A 17,711-nucleotide genomic window follows, 5' to 3' on the forward strand; every position below is an offset into this window, starting at 1 on the left:
CTGTAGATTTCGGTACATGACGATCCTTACAGAAGATGACATCGCCCTGCTCAGCGAGGCTCAGCTGGCCCACGTCGCGGTGATCGACGCGGACGGGGCTCCGCACGTGACGCCGGTCTGGGTCGACACCGACGGCGAGCACGTCCTGTTCAACACGGCCAAGGGGCGGGCCAAGTACAACGCCCTGGCCCGCAACCCGCAGGTCGGGGTGTCGGTGGTCGACAAGGCCAACGACTACCGCACCCTCTGGGTGAAGGGCACCGCCGAGTTCGTCGAGGACGGCGCCGACGCGCACATCGACCGGATGGCGCAGAAGTACCTCGGGCAGGAGACCTACCCGTTCCGCAAGCCGGGCGAGGAGCGCGTGATCGTACGGGTCACGCCGACCGCGAAGCTCCGGCAGGGCTGACCGTCTGCTGTCGTCTGCTGTGGGGAGATCTCGCGTAGCTCCCCACAGCGATTCACGACACCATGTCCACAATTCGCGACACATGTGCGCCCAGCGTGCGGAGTGTGCTGGGCTGGTCTAACCTACGGGTACGTAACCGTAAGCATCCGGGAGGTTTCCAGTGCCGTCGCAGACCGAGCTGTTGCTCGAGCTCGAACCCGTTGTCGAGGCCAACCTCAACCGGCACCTGTCGCAGGCCACCGAGTGGATGCCGCACGAGTACGTGCCGTGGAGCCAGGGGCGCGACTTCGACGGCATCCTGGGTGGCGAGGCGTGGGACGTCTCCCAGTCGAAGCTGTCCGACGTGGCCCGGACCTCGCTGATCGTGAACCTGCTCACCGAGGACAACCTGCCGAGCTACCACCACGAGATCGCGACCCTCTTCGGTCGGGACGGCGCCTGGGGCACCTGGGTACACCGGTGGACCGCGGAGGAGGGCCGGCACGGCATCGTCCTCCGGGACTACCTGCTGACCACCCGGGCGGTCGACCCGGTCGAGCTGGAGCGGGCCCGGATGACCCACATGTCGACCGGCTACGCCTTCGAACACGACGACGACGCTCTGCACTCGATCGCGTACGTGTCGTTCCAGGAGCTGGCCACCAGGATCTCGCACCGCAACACCGGCCGGTTCAGCGGCGACCCGATCTGCGAGCAGATGCTCGCCCGGGTGGCGCAGGACGAGAACCTGCACATGGTCTTCTACCGCAACCTGCTGGCCGGCGCGCTCGAGGTGGCGCCCAACGAGACCATGCGGGCCATCACCGACGTGGTGACGACCTTCCAGATGCCGGGCACCGGCATCGAGAACTTCGGCCGTAAGGCGGTTCAGATCGCCCTCGCCGGCATCTACGACCTGCGTATCCACCACAACGAGGTGCTCACGCCGGTGCTGCGCAACCTCCGGGTGTTCGACCGGACGGACCTGACCGGCGACGGTGAGCGGGCGCGTGAGGAGCTGGCCGCGTTCATGGCCGGCCTCGACGCGAACGCCGCCCGGTTCGAGGAGCGCCGGGAGGCCAGCCGGCAGCGCGTTGCCGCTCGCGCCGGCTGAGTTGCCGCTCGCGCCGGCAGCGCGTCGCCGCTCGCGCCGGCTGAGTTGCCGGGCGGCCGGCGTTCGTCCTGCGGTGTGCCGGGGTAGCACAACCGTATGGGTGGCGTGAAGGAGCTTCCGGACTACAAGCGCGATCTGGTGCGGCTCGGCGACTACATGGTGCTCGACGAGGGCGACGACGACCCGGTGCTGCTCACCAAGGACGGCAAGCCGGTCGAGACGTGGCGTGAGGGGTACCCGTACCCGGAGCGGATGAGCCGGGACGAGTACGACCGGGAGAAGCGCCTCCTGCAGATCGAACTGCTCAAGCTCCAACGTTGGATCAAGGCCACGGGCGAGAAGCTGGTCATCGTCTTCGAGGGGCGCGACGCGGCGGGCAAGGGCGGCACGATCAAGCGGTTCATGGAGCACCTCAACCCGCGGGGCGCCCGGGTCGTCGCGCTGGGGAAACCCAGCGAGCGCGAGGTCACCCAGTGGTACTTCCAGCGGTACGTCGCCCACCTGCCGGCCGCCGGCGAGATCGTGCTCTTCGATCGGTCCTGGTACAACCGGGCAGGTGTGGAGCGGGTGATGGGGCTGACCAGCCGTGCGGACTACCTGGAGTTCATGCGGCAGACCCCGGAACTGGAGCGCATGCTCGTGCACTCCGGCATCAACCTGATCAAGTTCTGGTTCTCGGTCTCCCGGTCCGAGCAGCGCACCCGGTTCACGATCCGCCAGGTCGACCCGGTACGGCAGTGGAAGCTGTCGCCGATGGACCTCGCCTCCCTCGACAAGTGGGACGAGTACACCGAGGCCAAGGAGGCGATGCTCTTCTACACCGACACCGCCGACGCCCCGTGGACGATCGTCAAGAGCAATGACAAGAAGCGCGCCCGGGTGGAGGCGATGCGCTTCGTGCTGAACCAGTTTGATTACACGGGCAAGGACCCGGAGCTCGTCGGCACGCCCGACCCGCGGATCGTCGGGCGCGCGTCGCGGTTGTTCGAGGAGGGCGAGCAGCCCGGCAGCCTGCACGTACGCCTCTGACCCTTTTCATGATCACCCGGAGTTTTGGGCGCCATGACACCTAAAACTCCGGGTGATCATGAGAGATATCCACAGTTTCGAGTTGCTTCTGGTGAGCCCCGGTATCAGTCCGACACGCTTTGTCGGTGTTCGATGAGCAGGGCGGAGTGGTGACGCGGGCGCAGGCGCTCGCGGACGGCATGACCACCGATGCGGTCCGGGAGCGTCTGCGCGCGGGCCGGTGGCAACGACTCTTCCGTTCGGTGTACGCGACGTTCAGCGGCCCGGTGCCGCGCGAGTCAATGCTGTGGGCTGCAGTGCTGCGCGCCGGGTCGGGGGCCATGCTCAGCCACCAGTCCTCGGCGGAGCTGATCGGTCTGATGGACGAGCCGGATGGGTTGATCCACGTGACGGTGCCGACCGGGCGGGATATCTCGCCGATCCCCGGCGTCGTCGTCCACCAGTCCAGCCGTGCGGACCGGGCTCGGCATCCGATTCGGTTGCCGCCTCAGACGCGGGTCGAGGAGACTGTGGTCGACCTGACGCAGACTTCCGCCTCGCTGGGGCAGGCGCTAGGGCTGATCGCGAAGGCGTGCGGCCGCAGGCTCACCCGGGCTGACCGGATCGTCACGGCGATCGAGACCCGTAAGAAAGTGCGGTGGCGGGAGGACCTGCTCGCGGCGCTGACCGACGTGGCCGATGGGGCGCACTCTTCCCTCGAACTGCGCTACTTGCGCGACGTCGAACGGGCGCACGGCCTGCTGTGCGGCAGTCGTCAGCACGTCGTCAAGCGCCGCAGCGGCCGGTGCTATGACGACGTGCGCTACGTCGAGTTCGGTGTAGTCGTCGAGTTGGACGGTCGCGTCGCGCACCCCGACGAGGCACGCTGGCGAGACATGCGCCGAGACAACGCGGCCATCCTCGATGGACGGAGGGTGCTGCGCTACGGCTGGGCCGATGTCACCGGGCAGCCGTGTGCGGTGGCGGCCCAGGTGGTCACGGTGCTGCGGGCCGCGGGCTGGCGTGGTGTGCCACGCCGCTGCCACCGCTGCCACCGCTGCCGAGTTCATGATCACCCGGAGTTTTGGGCGTCATGACACCTAAAACTCCGGGTGATCATTGGAAGGGGCGGCCCTGAGCGGGCGCAGGCGCTGCCAGAGCAGGAAGAACCCGCCGAGCACCAGCATCGCGAGCCCTGTCCAGAGGTTGATCCGTACCCCGGCCGCTTTCTGGATCTCTTCCGGGCTGTCGAACAGCCCGGCCAGGCCGACGATCAGCCCGTACACCACGAAGATGCCGCCGATGACCCGGCGTATGTCGAACAGGCGAGCCTTGCTGGTGGGAATCGGTTCCTCAGCCATCACATACCTCTCACAGGAACGGCAGGTAGAACGCTGCGGCCAGGGCCAGCGCACCGCCGCCGAGCACGACGGGGGAGCGGTACCAGGCGCGGTCGGCCTTCTCCATGTCCGCAGTCAAGTCGATCTTGTCTACGCCGTAGACCAGTCCGCGAAGCTCGGACACCGGCTTCGGCGTGGTGAACAGCGTGACAATCACCGCCACGATCGCGACGGTCACGAACGCGATGCCGGCCCCCCAGAAGCTCTGGTCGAGGTCGGAGCCGAAGTGCAGCACGCCGGCCTGGTACAGGATGTAGGTCGAGACCGCCGTCAGCGTGCCGGTCAGCAGGCCGATGAAGCCGGCCCACGGAGTCATCCGGCGCCAGAACATGCCGATGATGAACGTGGCGAACAGCGGCGCGTTGAACACCGCGAACAGCGCCTGCAGGTAGTTCATGATGTTGCTGAACCCGGCGGCGATGAACGCGGTGCCGATGCCGATGGCGATACCGACGATCGTGATGATCCGCCCGACGCGCAGGTAGTGCGCGTCGTCGCGGTCACGCCGGATGTACGCCCGCCAGATGTCGTACGTGAAGACCGTGTTGAAGCCGCTGATGTTGGCCGCCATGCCGGCCATGAACGAGGCCATCAGGCCGGTCACCGCGACGCCGAGCACACCGTTGGGCAGCAGGTCGCGCATCAGCAGCGGGATCGCGTTGTTGTACTGCAGGTCGCCGGTCTTGGCGCCGAGCCCCTTCACGGTCACCAGCGCGATCAGCCCGGGAATGACGGTCACCGCCGGGATGATGAGCTTCGGGTACGCGCCGATGATCGGCGTGAGGCGGGCGGCCGTCATGTTCTTCGCCGACAGCGCGCGCTGCACCTCGGCGAAGTTGGTGGTCCAGTAGCCGAACGACAGCACGAAGCCCAGGCCGAACACGATGCCGAGCCAGTGGGCGCCGAGCGGGTTGTGTGAGCTGCCGGTGCCGATCCAGGTGTGCAGGCCGGCCTCACCGAGGGGGGATTGGCGCACCTCGTCGAGCAGGCCGGCCGGGCCGCCAACCTTGATCAGGCCGACCACGGTGATCGGGATCAGACCGGCGAGGATCACGAAGAACTGCAGCACCTCGTTGTAGATCGCCGACGACAGGCCGCCGAGGGTGATGTACACGAGCACGAACGCGGCCGCGACGACGATCGACACCCACAGCGGCCACCCGGCGAGCGCCCGCATGACCAGCGCCAGGGCGTACAGGTTGACGCCCGCGATCAGGACCTGCGCGACCGCGAACGAGACCGCGTTGAACAGGTGGGCGGGCGCGTTGAAGCGGCGCCGCAGGTACTCGGGGACGCTGTGCACCTTGGAGCCGTAGTAGAACGGCATCATCACGATGCCCAGGAACACCATGGCCGGCACCGCGCCGATCCAGTAGTAGTGCAACGTCATCATGCCGTACTGCGCGCCGTTGGCGGCCATGCCGAGGATCTCGATCGCGCCCAGGTTGGCCGACACGAAGGCGAGGCCGGTCACCCAGGCTGGCAGCGCCCGGCCGGAGAGGAAGAAGTCGGCGCTGGTCGAGATGGCTCGCCGCACGGCGAACCCGATGCCGAGAACGGTCACGAAGTACAGCGCCAGAAGCGTGTAGTCGAGCGCGTTCAGGTTGAGACGCAGTCCGGTGGTCTGCGCGACGGTTTCCACGGTGCCTCCTGCCGCCGGCGAGCAGCACCGGCGCAGGAGGGGTTCCCTAAGCTGATATTCACTCAAACGAGATTCGTGTCACTCGCCGGCCGGCTCGCGGCGTTGGAACATCCCCAACAGCCAGGCGATGGACGGCACCAGCAGGACCGCGCTGAAGGCGATGACGCCGAGGGTCGTACGCAGGACGGTCGGGTAGGCGGCGGCCCGGTCGATGGTCAGGTCCGGGTACAGCAGGATCGGGTACTGGGCGGCTCCCCAGCCCCACAGCAGCGTGCCGACCGTGGCGGCGGCGACGACCCGGGCGGCCGCCAAGCGGCGCCGGGCGAGAAGGATGAGCGACACCGCTCCGCAGACCAGCGACAGGAGCACGATCGGCAGGCCGCGGTGGGTGATCCCGTGGACCAGTTGGGGCGCGTCCGTCCGCAGGATCGCCAGACCCGCGAACGCGACCACGCCGAGGCCGATCCCGGTGCCCAGCGCCCGGCGCCGGAACGCCTCGGCCAGGGCGGGCTCGCCCTCCCGCTCCGCGTCCCGGCTCAGGTACACCGCCGCGAGGTAGGCACAGCTGCCGACCGCGAGCAGGCCGGTGTAGATGGACGTCGGGTTCGTCCATGCCCAGATGATGTCCCCGGCGCCGATCACGGGCGGCACCCGCCCGGACGCCACCCCGCCCGCGATCATGCCGAGCACGAACGGCGTGAGCACCGACGAGATGCCGAAGGCCAGCCCGTACGCCTTGAACTGCCAGCCGACGTCGGTCGCCTTGCGGAACGCGAACGCCGCGCCGCGGCCGATGATGCCGAGGGCGGCGATGGTCAGCGGGATGTACATGGTCGCCGCGAACGCGCCGAACGCCGACGGGAACGCCGTCCAGAACACGGTGATGACGAAGATCAGCCAGACGTGGTTGGCCTCCCAGACCGGGCCGATGGTGTGCTCGAGGAGGTCGCGCTCGCGCGCCGGATCGTACGGGCCGCCCGGCTTGCGTCCGGTCACCAGGTGCCAGACACCGGCACCGAAGTCGGCGCCGCCGAGCACGGTGTACAGGGTGAGGCCGATCCAGAGGATCCCTAACAGGGCGACGGCGTCGGTCATCATCGGCGTCTCCGAACCGGTTCCTCCTGCGGCGCCTCCACGGGCGTCGCCCGCTGAGCGGGTGCCTCGCCCGGCACCGCCAGCTCCAGCGGCATCCGGGCCAGTCGGCGCAGCACGGCGACGGACGCGACGGTGAGCACCGTGTACACGACGATGACTGCGACCAGCCCCACCGTGAGGCCGGGTTCGGGGTTGACCGCCTCGATCACCCGCATGCGCCCCCACGCGATCCAGGGCTGGCGTCCGAGCTCCGTGGTCACCCAGCCCGCTTCGAGCGCCAGCACGGCGCCGATGCCCGCGACCGAGGCCGCTCGCAGGAACCAGCGGGTCTGCGAGAAGTCCTTGCGGCGCCAGCGCAGGAACGCCCACCAGGCGGCAAGAAGGATGAACGCCGTCCCGAAACCGACCATGACCTGGAACGCCAGGTGTACGGCCGTGACCGGCGGGCGCGCGTCGGGCGGCGCGATCTCCAGCCCGTACACGACCGCGCTCGGGTTCCAGTGCGCCAGGATCGACAGCGCGTTCGGGATGTGGATCGCGTACTTGAGTTCGCCGTTGACGTACACGCCACCCAGCGACAGCGGCGCGCCGGCTGTGGTGCGGCTCAGCCCTTCGATGGCGGCGAGCTTGACCGGCTGGTTGGTGGCCAGGAACTTCGCCGCCCAGTCACCGACGAGCAGCTGGATCGGCGCCAGCACCGCGGCGACGGTGAACGGGATGGCGAAGCCGAGGCGGTGGTACCGGTCGCGCTTGCCGCGCAGCATCGCCACGGCGTAGACCGACGCCGCCGAGAACCCGGCGACCATGAACGCGGCGATGATCATGTGAGTGGTCTGGGGCGGGGTGGCCGGGTTGAACATCGCCTTCCAGGGGTTGACGTTGGTGACCCGGCCGTTGTCGAGATCGAAGCCGCGTGGCTGGTTCATCCACGCGTTCGCGCTGACGACGAAGAAGGCCGAGGCCACCCCGGCGACGACCACGGGGATCGCGGTCAGCAGGTGCAGCCGCGGCGGCAGCCGGTTCCAGCCGTACAGGTAGATGCCGAGGAAGATCGCCTCGATGAAGAAGGCGGTGCCCTCCAGGGTGAACGGGAAGCCGACGACCTGGCCGTACATCGCCATGAACCGGGGCCACAGCAGCCCCATCTCGAAGCTGAGGATCGTGCCGGAGACCGCGCCCACCGCGAAGAGCACGCCCATGGAGCGGGCCCACCGGTGCGCGAGGGTCGTGTAGACGGGATCGCCGCCCTTGCGCTGGCCGCGCCACTCGGCGTACGCGGTGAACGCCGGCATGGCGACACCGAAGCAGGCGATGATGATGTGCCAACCTAGCGAGAGCGCCATCTGGGTGCGGGCGGCTACGAGGTCACCGGGGGTGGCCGCCAGAACGGACCGCATCGGTCCCCTCCTCAACGGTCGGGGCACCGTAGGCCTCTTGGTGTACCCGCTTGAAGGTGGCCGAAACTCGGATGATCAGGATCGATGTTCACGGTTCCGGCGATGCGCTTCGTCGGCTATCGTCGCCTTTCTGTGACTACCGAGCAGAGCACGCAGTGGTGGCGCGATGCCGTGATCTACCAGGTCTACCCGCGCTCGTTCGCCGATGCCGACGGCGACGGGGTGGGGGACCTGCCGGGGATCACCGCGCGCCTGGATCATTTGGCCGGGCTGGGCGTCGACGCGGTCTGGCTGTCACCCTTCTACCCGTCGCCGCAGGCCGACGCAGGCTACGACGTGGCCAACTATCGTGACGTCGACCCGCTGTTCGGTCGCCTGGCCGACTTCGACGCGCTCGTCGCTCGGGCACATGCGCTGGGTATCCGGGTGATCGTCGACCTCGTCCCGAACCACACCTCCGACGAGCACCCCTGGTTCCAGGCGGCCCTCGCCGCCGGGCCCGGCAGCCCGGAGCGCGACCGGTACTGCTTCCGCGACGAGCCCAACGACTGGGAGAGCATCTTCGGCGGCTCCGCCTGGACCCAGGTCGAAGACGGCCAGTGGTATCTGCACCTGTTCGACGTCCGTCAGCCGGATCTCAACTGGAACAACCCGGAGGTGCGCGCGGAGTTCGTCGAGATCCTGCGCTTCTGGCTCGACCGCGGGGTGGACGGGTTCCGGGTCGACGTGTCCCATGGGCTGATCAAGACGTGGGAGCCGAGCGACAAGGTCGACGCGCCGCCGCCCGCCATCCCCGACGGGCCCGAGCCGATGTGGGACCAGGACGGTGTGCACGAGATCTACCGCTCCTGGCGCAAGGTCGTCGACTCCTACCCGGGCGAGCGGATCCTGGTCGCCGAGGCGTGGGTGGACCCGATCGAGCGGATGGCCCGCTACGTGCGGCCCGACGAGATGCACCAGGCGTTCAACTTCGCGTACCTGCTCGCATCGTGGAGCGCCGACGCCATCCGCGAGGTGGTCGACTCCTCGCTCGCCGTCTGTCAGGCCGTGGGCGCCCCGACGACGTGGGTGCTGTCCAACCACGACGTCGTACGCCACACCAGCCGGTTCGGGTACGCCGACGGCACGCTCCCGCGTAACGGCATAGCCGCGGCCGATCCGCAGCCGGACGAGGCGCTCGGGCTGCGCCGGGGGCGGGCGGCCAGCATGCTGATGCTCGCGCTGCCCGGTGCCGCGTACGTGTACCAGGGCGAGGAGTTCGGGCTACCCGAGCACAGCACCCTCCCCGACGACGTGCGCCAGGATCCGACCTGGGTGCGCTCGGGCCACACCGTGGTCGGGCGGGACGGCTGCCGGGTGCCGATCCCGTGGGCGGCGGGCGGCCCGTCGTACGGGTTCGGCCCGGATTCCCGTAGCTGGCTGCCGCAGCCGCCCGCCTGGGACCGGTACGCCCTGGACCGTCAGCGCGGAGTCGAAGGCTCCACCTACGAGCTGTACCGGGCGGCGCTGCGGTTGCGGCGCGAGTACGCGTTAGGGGCCGGGACGCTTACGTGGTGGCCCGAGGCCGGGCCGGACGCCGTCGCCTTCCGCAACGGCGGCGTCGTCGTGGTGGCCAACCTCGGCGCTGAGCCGGTCGCGTTACCGGCCGGGGCCCGCGTGCTGCTGGCGAGCGGTGACCTTGACGTCGACGGCAGGGTTCCGACCGACACGGCGGTGTGGGCCCTCGTCTAGGGCATGAAGCGGCGGGGGTGCTCCGGAGTTCCGGAACACCCCCGCCGAATGCTGAGCCAGATCAGTGCTTGAAGACGTCCTTGATCTTCTCGCCGGCCTGCTTCAGGTCCGACTTCATCTGGTCGCCCTTGCCTTCGGCCTCAAGACTCTCGTCGTCGGTGGCCTTGCCGACGCCTTCCTTGACCTTGCCGGCCAGGTTCTCAGCCTGGTTGTCAACCTTGTCGTCGAATCCCATGTCAGCCTCCGTATCCGTACTCGGCTACTACTGGTTACCTACCCGCCGGCCGGCAATTCCAATCAGGCCGTGGCCGTACGACGGGTGCTGCTGCTGGCGCCCGCAGTTCGGGACACCGCCGACAGCGGCTTGGCCACGTGTTCCAGCGAACGCTGGTGGGCCGGCACCGCGAAGAACAGCGCGACCAGCCCGCCGACGGCCATCAGTCCGGCGCCGACGAGGTACCCGTAGAACAGCGGCGTCGGGTTCTTGGCGTCGCCGATCAGGCCGGCGAACAGTGCCGGCGCGATGACGCCGCCGAAGAACTGCGAGATGGCGAAGAAGAACGAGATTGCCTGCGCCCGCAGTTCAATCGGGAAGATCTCGCTGACGGTGAGGTAAGCGCTGGACGCGCCCGCCGAGGCGATGAAGAACACGACGCACCAGAGGACCGTCTGGGTGACCGCGTTGAGCGCGCCGATCCAGAACAGGTACCCGCTGACGGCGAGGATCGCCGCGGACAGCAGGTAGGTACCGGCGATCATCGGCTTGCGGCCGACAGTGTCGAACAGGCGCCCCAGCAGGAGCGGGCCGAGGAGGTTGCCCAGCGCGAACGGGAAGAAGTACAGCGGGATCGTCTGGTCGGAGATGCCGTAGAAACCGGAGAGCACCAGCCCGTACGTGAAGAAGATCGCGTTGTACAGGAACGATTGGGTGACCATCAGCGCGAAGCCCAGCAGCGACCGGCTCGGGTACTCCTTGAGCATCACCCGCGCGATCTGCCGGTACGACACGGAGTCGGTCGGCTTGACCTCGATAACGGCGTCGTCGTCCAGGTCGGGCAGGGACTTGCCGTCCGCCCGGACCCGCTCCTCGATGCCGGCGACGGTGCGCTCGGCCTCCTCGACGCGACCGTGGGTGAGCAGCCAGCGCGGGCTCTCCGGGACGTGCTTGCGCAGTTGCCAGATGGCGAGACCGATCACCGGGCCGACGAACAGGCTGATCCGCCAGCCGAGGTCCTTGGGCACGATGTCCGGGTTGAGCAGCACCATCTGCGAGGCGGCGCCGATCATCGCGCCCATCCAGTACGTGCCGTTGATCGCGATGTCCACGCGGCCGCGGTAGCGCGCCGGAATGAGCTCGTCGATCGCCGAGTTGATCGCGGCGTACTCACCGCCGATGCCCATGCCGGCGATGAAGCGCAGGGCGAGGAACGACCACAGGTCCCAGGCGAAGCCGGACAGGCCGTTGAAGATGAGGTATACGCCGAGCGTGATCAGGAACAGCTTCTTGCGGCCCAGCCGGTCGGCGAGCCGGCCGAACCAGAGCGCGCCGACGACCTCGCCGAGCAGGTAGACCGACGCGGTCAGGCCGACCTGGCTGGCCGTCAGGTGAAGCGTCCCCTCGTCCTTGAGGACCGAGGCGATGGACGCGGCCATCTGGATCTCGAGGCCGTCGAGCACCCAGGCCACGCCGAGGGCCAGTACCACCAACCAGTGGAACCGCGCCCAAGGTAACCGGTCGATACGGGCCGGTACGTCACTTCGAACCGTTTGTTCGGTACTGGTCATAGGGGCACCTCCGCCAGCGGTGGTGCCCCTACGTCCGGTGAACCAAACGCGGGCCCCTGAGCAGCCGTTAAGGTGCGGTTTCCGCAGATCTTGGAGATTTTGGCATCAAATCCGATGTCAAAATCCCCAAGATCCGTTTAGAAACGCCGGCACAATCGGCGGATGGCGTCGTGGGCTGGGGCGCGATCACGATCTCCGAGACGCCCGGAGGCTATCTGCGCGACCAGGTCGGGGGCGTCCTTGAACAGCTCTTTGAACCTCGCGTACGCCTGTTCCTTGGTTTCCAGGCTGAGGTTCTGGATGCTGGGCAGCGCACGCAGCTTCTGTTCGACCGTGCTGCGCTCCTCGTTCGTCACATCGCTGGTCAGGAAGACGCTGAGGTTGCTGCCGGCGCTCCGTTTGTCGCTCTCGTGCGAGGTCGTCTTTGAACAGCCGACGAGGCTCAACGTCAGGGCTAACGCGGCAACCGGCAGTGATCTACGCACGGGGTTGGATGGTGGCTGACACAGCACCCGCCGGACGGCCCCGGAGATGCCGTAGCATCCGCGACGGCGGCAGTGGAGGAACCCGGTGGAAATCCGGGGCGGTCCCGCCACTGTCACCGGGGAGCGACCCCTCACCGACGCGCCACGGCCGCATCTGCGGCGGGAAGGCCGAGGGGGACTGCTCTGGGTCGCTGACGCCGAGCCAGAGTTGTCGTACGCGCTGATCCGGGAGCCAGGACACTCCGGCCGCCGGGGGACGACCGTCCCCGCCTTCGACCCTGCGACCGGGGCGCGGACCCCGACGGGAGGTGCCGTTCATGACGGCTACGTTCGTACTGCTGTCCACGGCCGACACGGACCTGCTCGCTGCTCGGGCCAGCGGCGCTCCGTGGCGGGTGGCCAACCCGACCCGGCTGGACGCCGCCGACGTGCCCGCGCTGCTCGACGGCGCGGCGGTCGTCGTGGTCCGGCTCCTGGGCGGCCGGCGTACCTGGCCGGAGGGCATGGACGCGGTCCTGCGGGCCGGCCTGCCGGTGATCGCCGTCGGGGGTGAGGCCACTCCGGACGCCGAGCTGACCGCACTGTCCACGGTGCCGGCCGGGGTCGCGCACGACGCGCAGCGGTACCTGGTCGAAGGCGGCCCGGACAACCTGCGTGAGCTGCACCGCTTCCTGTCCGACACGGTGCTGCTGACCGGCGAGGGCTTCGAGCCGCCGGCCACGGCGCCGGCGTATGGCGTACACGGAGCTTTTGAGCAAAGGTCCGACCGCCCGACCGTCGGCGTCGTGTTCTACCGCGCTCACGCCCTCGCCGGCAACACGGCCTTCGTGGACACGCTGGCCAGCGCGATCGAGGACAAGGGCGGCAACGCGCTGCCGATCTTCGCCTCGTCGCTGCGCGCGATTGACGACGACCTCGCGGCCCTGCTGGGCCGCTGCGACGCGCTCGTGGTCACGGTGCTCGCCGCGGGCGGCACCAGGCCGTCGGACGCGAGCGCCGGCGGCGACGAGGAGGCCTGGTCCGTCGAGGCGCTCGCCGCGCTGGACGTGCCCGTACTCCAGGGCCTGTGCCTGACCTCGAGCCGGGCCCAGTGGGCCGACTCGGACGCTGCGCTCAGCCCCATGGACGCCGCGATGCAGGTCGCGATCCCCGAGTTCGACGGCCGGCTGATCACGGTGCCGTTCTCGTTCAAAGAGACGGGACCGGACGGCATCCCGGTGTACGTGGCCGACCCGGAGCGGGCGGCGCGGGTGGCCGGCATCACGCTCGGGTACGCCCGGCTTCGGAACATCGAGAACGCCGACAAGCGGCTGGCGATCCTGCTGTCGTCGTACCCGACGAAGCACTCGCGGGTGGGCAACGCGGTCGGCCTGGACACCCCCGCCTCGGCGGTGGAACTGCTCCGGGCGCTGCGCGCCGCCGGGTACTCCATTGGCGACTTCCCGGAAGACGGCGACGCCCTGATCCACTCGCTCATCGCCGCGGGTGGGCACGACGTGGAGTGGCTGACCGAGGAGCAGTTGGCGGCGGCGCCGATCCGGGTGCCGTCGGCGCAGTACCGGCGCTGGTTCGACGCGCTGCCAGCCGACCTCAAAGCAGACATGCTGGACAAGTGGGGCGAGCCGCCGGGCGAGCTGTACGTCGACGGCGACGACATCGTCCTCGCCGGTCTCCGGTTCGGCAACGTCACGCTGATGATCCAGCCGCCACGCGGCTTCGGCGAGAACCCGATCGCGATCTACCACGACCCGGACCTGCCGCCGTCCCACCACTACCTGGCCGCCTACCGGTGGCTGGCCGACAACGTCGACGCCGTCGTCCACCTAGGCAAGCACGGCACCCTCGAGTGGCTGCCCGGCAAGGGCCTCGGTCTGGCGGACAGCTGCGCCCCCGACGCCGTGCTCGGCGACCTGCCCCTGGTGTACCCGTTCATCGTCAACGACCCGGGGGAGGGCACCCAGGCCAAGCGCCGCGCCCACGCATGCGTCGTCGACCACCTCGTGCCGCCGATGGCCCGCGCCGACACGTACGGCGACATGGCCAAGCTGGAGCAACTGCTCGACGAGTACGCGACCGTACAGGCGCTCGACCCGGCGAAGCTCCCGGCCGTACGGGCGCAGATCTGGACGCTGATCCAGGCCGCGCAGCTCCACCACGACCTGCACCAGTCGGACATGCCGGCCGAGGACGAGTTCGACGACTTCATCCTGCACGTCGACGGGTACCTCTGCGAGATCAAGGACTCGCAGATCCGCGACGGCCTGCACATCCTGGGCGGCGCGCCGGTGGGCGAGGCCCGCATCAACCTGGTCCTCGCCGTCCTGCGGGCGCAGCAGGTCTGGGGCGGGCGGCACGCCTTCCCCGGTCTGCGTACCGCCCTGGCGGCGCACTTCGGCCTGTCCGAGCCAGCCTTGCTGGCGGGCGAGGCGCCCGCCGCAACCCCGGAGGCGCTGACCGCGCTTGTGGACGGGCCGGCGATCACCGCCCCCGACCTCGTCGACCGGCTGGAAGACCTCGCCCGCACGCTCGTCATCGGCTGCGAAAACGTGGCGTGGGACCCGGAGGCCGTGCCAATGGTCGCCGCGGAGATCCTGGGAACGCGCGTCGAGCAGGTGGAAGACGTTCTGCGCTTCGCCGCCACCGAGGTCGTACCCCGGTTGGACGCCACGACCGACGAGATCACCGCCGTCCTGCACGCCCTCGACGGCGGGTACATCGCCGCCGGCCCGTCCGGCTCGCCGACCCGCGGCCTGGTCAACGTGTTGCCGACCGGGCGCAACTTCTACTCGGTCGACCCGAAGGCCATCCCGTCGCGCAACGCCTGGGAGGTCGGCCGGGCCCTGGCCGACTCGCTGCTGGCCCGGCACCGGGAGGACACGGGAGAGTGGCCGGCCCTGGTCGGCCTCACCGTCTGGGGTACCAGCGCGATGCGTACCCAGGGCGACGACATCGCCGAGGTTCTCGCCCTGCTGGGCTGCCGGCCGACGTGGGACGACGCGTCGCGCCGGGTCACCGGCTTCGAGGTCGTACCGCTCGCCGAACTGGGCCGGCCCCGCGTCGACGTGACCGTGCGGATCTCCGGCTTCTTCCGGGACGCGTTCCCACACGTCGTCGGCCTGCTCGACGACGCGGTCGCGGCGGTCGCCGCCCTCGACGAGCCGGCCGACCAGAACTTCGTCCGGGCACATGCGCTTGCCGACGCCGAGAGCCACGGCGACTGGCGGCGGGCCACCACCCGCATCTTCGGCTCCAAGCCCGGCGCGTACGGCGCCGGCCTGCTGCCGCTGATCGACGCCCGGAACTGGCGCGACGACCGCGACCTCGCCGAGGTGTACGCGGTGTGGGGCGGCTACGCGTACGGCCGTGGCCTCGACGGCCGGGCGGCCCGCGACGATCTCGACACCGTGTACCGCCGGATGTCGGTCGCCGCGAAGAACGTCGACACCCGCGAGCACGACATCGCCGACTCCGACGACTACTTCCAGTACCACGGTGGGATGGTCGCCATGGTCCGGGCGCTGCGCGGCAGCGACCCGGCCGCCTATATCGGTGACTCGCACCGGCCGGAGCAGGTGAAGACCCGCACCCTCGCCGAGGAGACGAAGCGGGTGTTCCGGGCCCGGGTGGTCAACCCGCGGTGGATCGAGGCGATGCGCCGGCACGGGTACAAGGGCGCGTTCGAACTGGCCGCGACCGTGGACTACCTGTTCGGCTACGACGCGACCGCCGGGGTGGTCGACGACTGGATGTACGAGCAGCTTGCCGCCTCGTACATCGGTGACCCGGCGGTGCGCGACTTCCTGGAGAAGTCCAACCCGTGGGCGCTGCGCGGAATCACCGAACGGCTGCTGGAAGCGGCCGACCGCGGATTGTGGGCGGAACCGAACCCGGAGACGCTGGATCAACTGCGCGCGGCGTACCTGGCCGTGGAGGGCGACCTGGAGGGTTCCTGAGTTTTGTCGGGGGCCCTTCGTCAGAAGGGCAGTCCGGCGGGTACTGTGAGCGCGCCGCAGTCAAGAAAGTACTGAGAGTGAGTAGCGCACGGTGTCCGCCAACCTGTCCTCCGTCATAGCGGCAACCGCGCAGTGGCTGATCCGGGCCTACCCGGCGCCCGGCGGAACGTTCAGCGCGGCGCTCGCGGAGGTACAGGCGCGCCAGGCGGCCACCGTCGCGGCCTGGCTGCGGTACCCGACGACGATGGACGCGGCGATCGTCGGCATGCTCGGGCCCGGCGGGTCGGCCCGGCTGGACTGGCTGGTGGGCGCGGACGCCGACCAGCCGACCGACGAGGAGTACGCCTGGCGCAGCTGGGTCGACGAGGTCGTGGCGAGCTGGGCGGCGTGCCTGCTCACCGAGCCCGTCCTGGCGGACGCCGCGGTGGCCGCGATCGAGACGTCCGAGCACATGGCGGGGCTGTACTTCGACTTCCGCCGGCTGACCAGGCCGGACGAGCGCGACCGGTACGCGTCGGCGCTCCTGCGCCACCCCGACCTGCTCGGACCGGTCGCCCAGCTGCACCGCGACCTGCTGCTCGAACGCCTCCACACCAGCGCGGCGGACGCGGCCTGATCGGACGGCCGCGGCCGCCGATCCGTTCAGCGGCAGATCCGTTCAGCGGTTGCCCTTGCCGCTCTTGACCAACTCCCGCATCTTGTCGCGGACCCGGTCGAATACCGCCAACGGCGGGCCGGCCAGGATGTTCCCGACCGCCGACTCCGGGGTCCTGGGGTGGGGCCGGGTCGGTGCCGTCTTCTCCGCCGCCCGTACGGCGTCCGCCATCCGCTTCAGCGTGTCCTTGTCGACCTTCTCGCGCAGGGTGGAGAACTCCTGCTGTTCCTCCCGCTCCGCGTGCTGGATGACCGCGTTCTTCAGCGCCTGGAACCGGACGTCGAACTCGGGCTTGTCCGGGCCGAGATCGTACAGTTCCGCCAGCATGTGCTTGGCCTGGTCCTCCTCGTGCAACCGCTCCTCGACGATCTTCTGGCCGCCCTCGATCCGCCGGCCGGCGACCGGGTGGACGACCTCCTCCTCGGCGGTCTCGTGGATAGCCAGCAGCCGGACGAGGTCCTCGAATACCTCGCGCTTGCGGTCACCCTGAGCGCCGTCCATCTCACTGAACAGCCGTCGGATCTGGTTGTGCTGGTCAACCAGCAGTTCCACCACGTCCTGTTCCCGCGTCGCGGTCATGGGGCACGACTCCTCACGTCGCTTAGGTGTGCGGACCCAGGGGGCCTTCCCAGAACCGGCCCTGTCATGCACGCCGAATCGTCCCTTGATCGGCGACAACGACCGGTCTGGCCCGCGGGCTGCGCCTTGCGGCCCAGACCGGTCGCGCCCACCATTGGGGCGATCATGGGGCCTGTCACGTTGACGGGGACGGCCCTGGTGGGACAGCATGACCATCGAGAACGGCTAGGGAGGAACCCGGTGTGAATCCGGGGCGGTCCCGCCACTGTTACCGGGGAGCGACCCCTCACCGACGCGCCACGGCCGCATCTGCGGCGGGAAGGCCGAGGGGGCGACTACTCTGGGTCGCCGCGTCGAGCGCCGAGCCAGAGTTGTCGTACGCGCTGATCCGGGAGCCAGGAGACTCCGGCCGTTCGTAGGACAAACCGACACGCGGGCGTGGACACCCGCGGAAGGGATAGCGCATGCTTTCGCGCCTG

General features: G+C 69.3%; 15 protein-coding genes and 2 riboswitches. Of the genes, 7 read left to right on the plus strand and 8 right to left on the minus strand.

Translation table 11 applies throughout. The features are described from left to right. Positions 1-16: 16 nt before the first annotated feature. The 4 genes from HC028_RS15980 to HC028_RS15995 all read left to right on the plus strand — a co-directional run bounded on the left by HC028_RS15980 (position 17) and on the right by HC028_RS15995 (position 3,607). On the plus strand, positions 17-409 hold the full coding sequence (locus HC028_RS15980; protein WP_168078089.1) for a PPOX class F420-dependent oxidoreductase: 393 nt from the start codon (positions 17-19) through the stop codon (positions 407-409). 160 nt (positions 410-569) lie between these two features. Beyond that, complete coding sequence (locus HC028_RS15985; protein ID WP_168078091.1) at positions 570-1,502, plus strand: acyl-ACP desaturase; 933 nt, start codon at positions 570-572, stop codon at positions 1,500-1,502. Between the two features lie 96 nt (positions 1,503-1,598). Next, positions 1,599-2,531, plus strand: coding sequence for a polyphosphate kinase 2 (gene ppk2, locus HC028_RS15990; RefSeq protein WP_168078093.1), 933 nt, complete (start codon positions 1,599-1,601; stop codon positions 2,529-2,531). 125 nt (positions 2,532-2,656) lie between these two features. Further along, positions 2,657-3,607 carry a type IV toxin-antitoxin system AbiEi family antitoxin domain-containing protein gene (locus HC028_RS15995; RefSeq protein WP_168078095.1) on the plus strand — a complete coding sequence of 317 codons (951 nt, stop codon included), beginning with the start codon at positions 2,657-2,659 and terminating at the stop codon, positions 3,605-3,607. A gap of 3 nt (positions 3,608-3,610) precedes the next feature. Here the strand turns inward: HC028_RS15995 and HC028_RS16000 are convergent, their stop codons facing one another. From HC028_RS16000 to HC028_RS16015, 4 genes are all read right to left on the minus strand, one after another. Then, positions 3,611-3,871, minus strand: coding sequence for a hypothetical protein (locus tag HC028_RS16000; protein WP_168078097.1), 261 nt, complete (start codon positions 3,869-3,871; stop codon positions 3,611-3,613). Positions 3,872-3,881: 10 nt separating this feature from the next. Beyond that, positions 3,882-5,552: a sodium:solute symporter family protein gene (locus tag HC028_RS16005; protein WP_168078099.1), complete on the minus strand. Its 1,671-nt coding sequence runs from the start codon at positions 5,550-5,552 to the stop codon at positions 3,882-3,884. A gap of 78 nt (positions 5,553-5,630) precedes the next feature. Next, a complete protein-coding gene (locus HC028_RS16010; protein ID WP_239075524.1) occupies positions 5,631-6,650 on the minus strand; it encodes a cytochrome d ubiquinol oxidase subunit II in 1,020 nt (339 codons plus the stop codon). Then, on the minus strand, positions 6,647-8,044 hold the full coding sequence (locus HC028_RS16015; protein WP_168078101.1) for a cytochrome ubiquinol oxidase subunit I: 1,398 nt from the start codon (positions 8,042-8,044) through the stop codon (positions 6,647-6,649). Before HC028_RS16015 ends, HC028_RS16010 begins: the two co-directional genes overlap by 4 nt. 102 nt (positions 8,045-8,146) lie before the next feature. Here HC028_RS16015 and HC028_RS16020 point away from each other — a divergent pair, with 102 nt between their 5' ends. Next, on the plus strand, positions 8,147-9,775 hold the full coding sequence (locus tag HC028_RS16020) for a glycoside hydrolase family 13 protein (RefSeq protein WP_168078166.1): 1,629 nt from the start codon (positions 8,147-8,149) through the stop codon (positions 9,773-9,775). A 61-nt stretch (positions 9,776-9,836) separates the two neighbouring features. Here the strand turns inward: HC028_RS16020 and HC028_RS16025 are convergent, their stop codons facing one another. The 3 genes from HC028_RS16025 to HC028_RS16035 form a co-directional block, all read right to left on the minus strand. Further along, positions 9,837-10,010 (minus strand): CsbD family protein, encoded by a 174-nt coding sequence (locus HC028_RS16025; RefSeq protein WP_168078103.1) that lies wholly within the window; start codon positions 10,008-10,010, stop codon positions 9,837-9,839. Positions 10,011-10,072: 62 nt separating this feature from the next. Then, positions 10,073-11,560 carry an MFS transporter gene (locus HC028_RS16030; RefSeq protein WP_168078105.1) on the minus strand — a complete coding sequence of 496 codons (1,488 nt, stop codon included), beginning with the start codon at positions 11,558-11,560 and terminating at the stop codon, positions 10,073-10,075. Positions 11,561-11,697: 137 nt separating this feature from the next. After that, positions 11,698-12,045 (minus strand): permease-like cell division protein FtsX, encoded by a 348-nt coding sequence (locus HC028_RS16035; protein ID WP_168078107.1) that lies wholly within the window; start codon positions 12,043-12,045, stop codon positions 11,698-11,700. A 75-nt stretch (positions 12,046-12,120) separates the two neighbouring features. Continuing rightward, positions 12,121-12,288: riboswitch (cobalamin riboswitch) on the plus strand. 74 nt (positions 12,289-12,362) lie between these two features. Between HC028_RS16035 and cobN the strand changes: the two genes are divergently transcribed. Both cobN and HC028_RS16045 read left to right on the plus strand, forming a co-directional pair. Then, positions 12,363-15,998 carry a cobaltochelatase subunit CobN gene (cobN, locus tag HC028_RS16040; RefSeq protein ID WP_203981373.1) on the plus strand — a complete coding sequence of 1,212 codons (3,636 nt, stop codon included), beginning with the start codon at positions 12,363-12,365 and terminating at the stop codon, positions 15,996-15,998. A gap of 91 nt (positions 15,999-16,089) precedes the next feature. Next, on the plus strand, positions 16,090-16,614 hold the full coding sequence (locus HC028_RS16045; RefSeq protein ID WP_168078108.1) for a hypothetical protein: 525 nt from the start codon (positions 16,090-16,092) through the stop codon (positions 16,612-16,614). 42 nt (positions 16,615-16,656) lie between these two features. Here HC028_RS16045 and HC028_RS16050 read toward each other — a convergent pair whose 3' ends face one another. Beyond that, positions 16,657-17,232 (minus strand): hemerythrin domain-containing protein, encoded by a 576-nt coding sequence (locus HC028_RS16050; protein WP_168078110.1) that lies wholly within the window; start codon positions 17,230-17,232, stop codon positions 16,657-16,659. Between the two features lie 173 nt (positions 17,233-17,405). Then, positions 17,406-17,660, plus strand: a riboswitch (cobalamin riboswitch). The last annotated feature ends 51 nt before the right edge of the window (positions 17,661-17,711 follow it).

Source organism: Planosporangium flavigriseum (assembly GCF_011947225.1).
Classification (GTDB): Bacteria; Actinomycetota; Actinomycetes; order Mycobacteriales; family Micromonosporaceae; genus Planosporangium; species Planosporangium flavigriseum.

Excerpts from the sequence above, each read along its gene's own strand:
- cobN (WP_203981373.1), top strand. The coding sequence starts at position 12,363 with ATGACGGCTACGTTCGTACTGCTGTCCACGGCCGACACGGACCTGCTC.
- HC028_RS15980 (WP_168078089.1), top strand. The coding sequence starts at position 17 with ATGACGATCCTTACAGAAGATGACATCGCCCTGCTCAGCGAGGCTCAG.
- HC028_RS16015 (WP_168078101.1), bottom strand. The coding sequence starts at position 8,044 with ATGCGGTCCGTTCTGGCGGCCACCCCCGGTGACCTCGTAGCCGCCCGC.
- ppk2 (WP_168078093.1), top strand. The coding sequence starts at position 1,599 with ATGGGTGGCGTGAAGGAGCTTCCGGACTACAAGCGCGATCTGGTGCGG.
- HC028_RS16000 (WP_168078097.1), bottom strand. The coding sequence starts at position 3,871 with ATGGCTGAGGAACCGATTCCCACCAGCAAGGCTCGCCTGTTCGACATA.
- HC028_RS16010 (WP_239075524.1), bottom strand. The coding sequence starts at position 6,650 with ATGATGACCGACGCCGTCGCCCTGTTAGGGATCCTCTGGATCGGCCTC.
- HC028_RS16025 (WP_168078103.1), bottom strand. The coding sequence starts at position 10,010 with ATGGGATTCGACGACAAGGTTGACAACCAGGCTGAGAACCTGGCCGGC.
- HC028_RS16020 (WP_168078166.1), top strand. The coding sequence starts at position 8,147 with ATGCGCTTCGTCGGCTATCGTCGCCTTTCTGTGACTACCGAGCAGAGC.
- HC028_RS16050 (WP_168078110.1), bottom strand. The coding sequence starts at position 17,232 with ATGACCGCGACGCGGGAACAGGACGTGGTGGAACTGCTGGTTGACCAG.
- HC028_RS16030 (WP_168078105.1), bottom strand. The coding sequence starts at position 11,560 with ATGACCAGTACCGAACAAACGGTTCGAAGTGACGTACCGGCCCGTATC.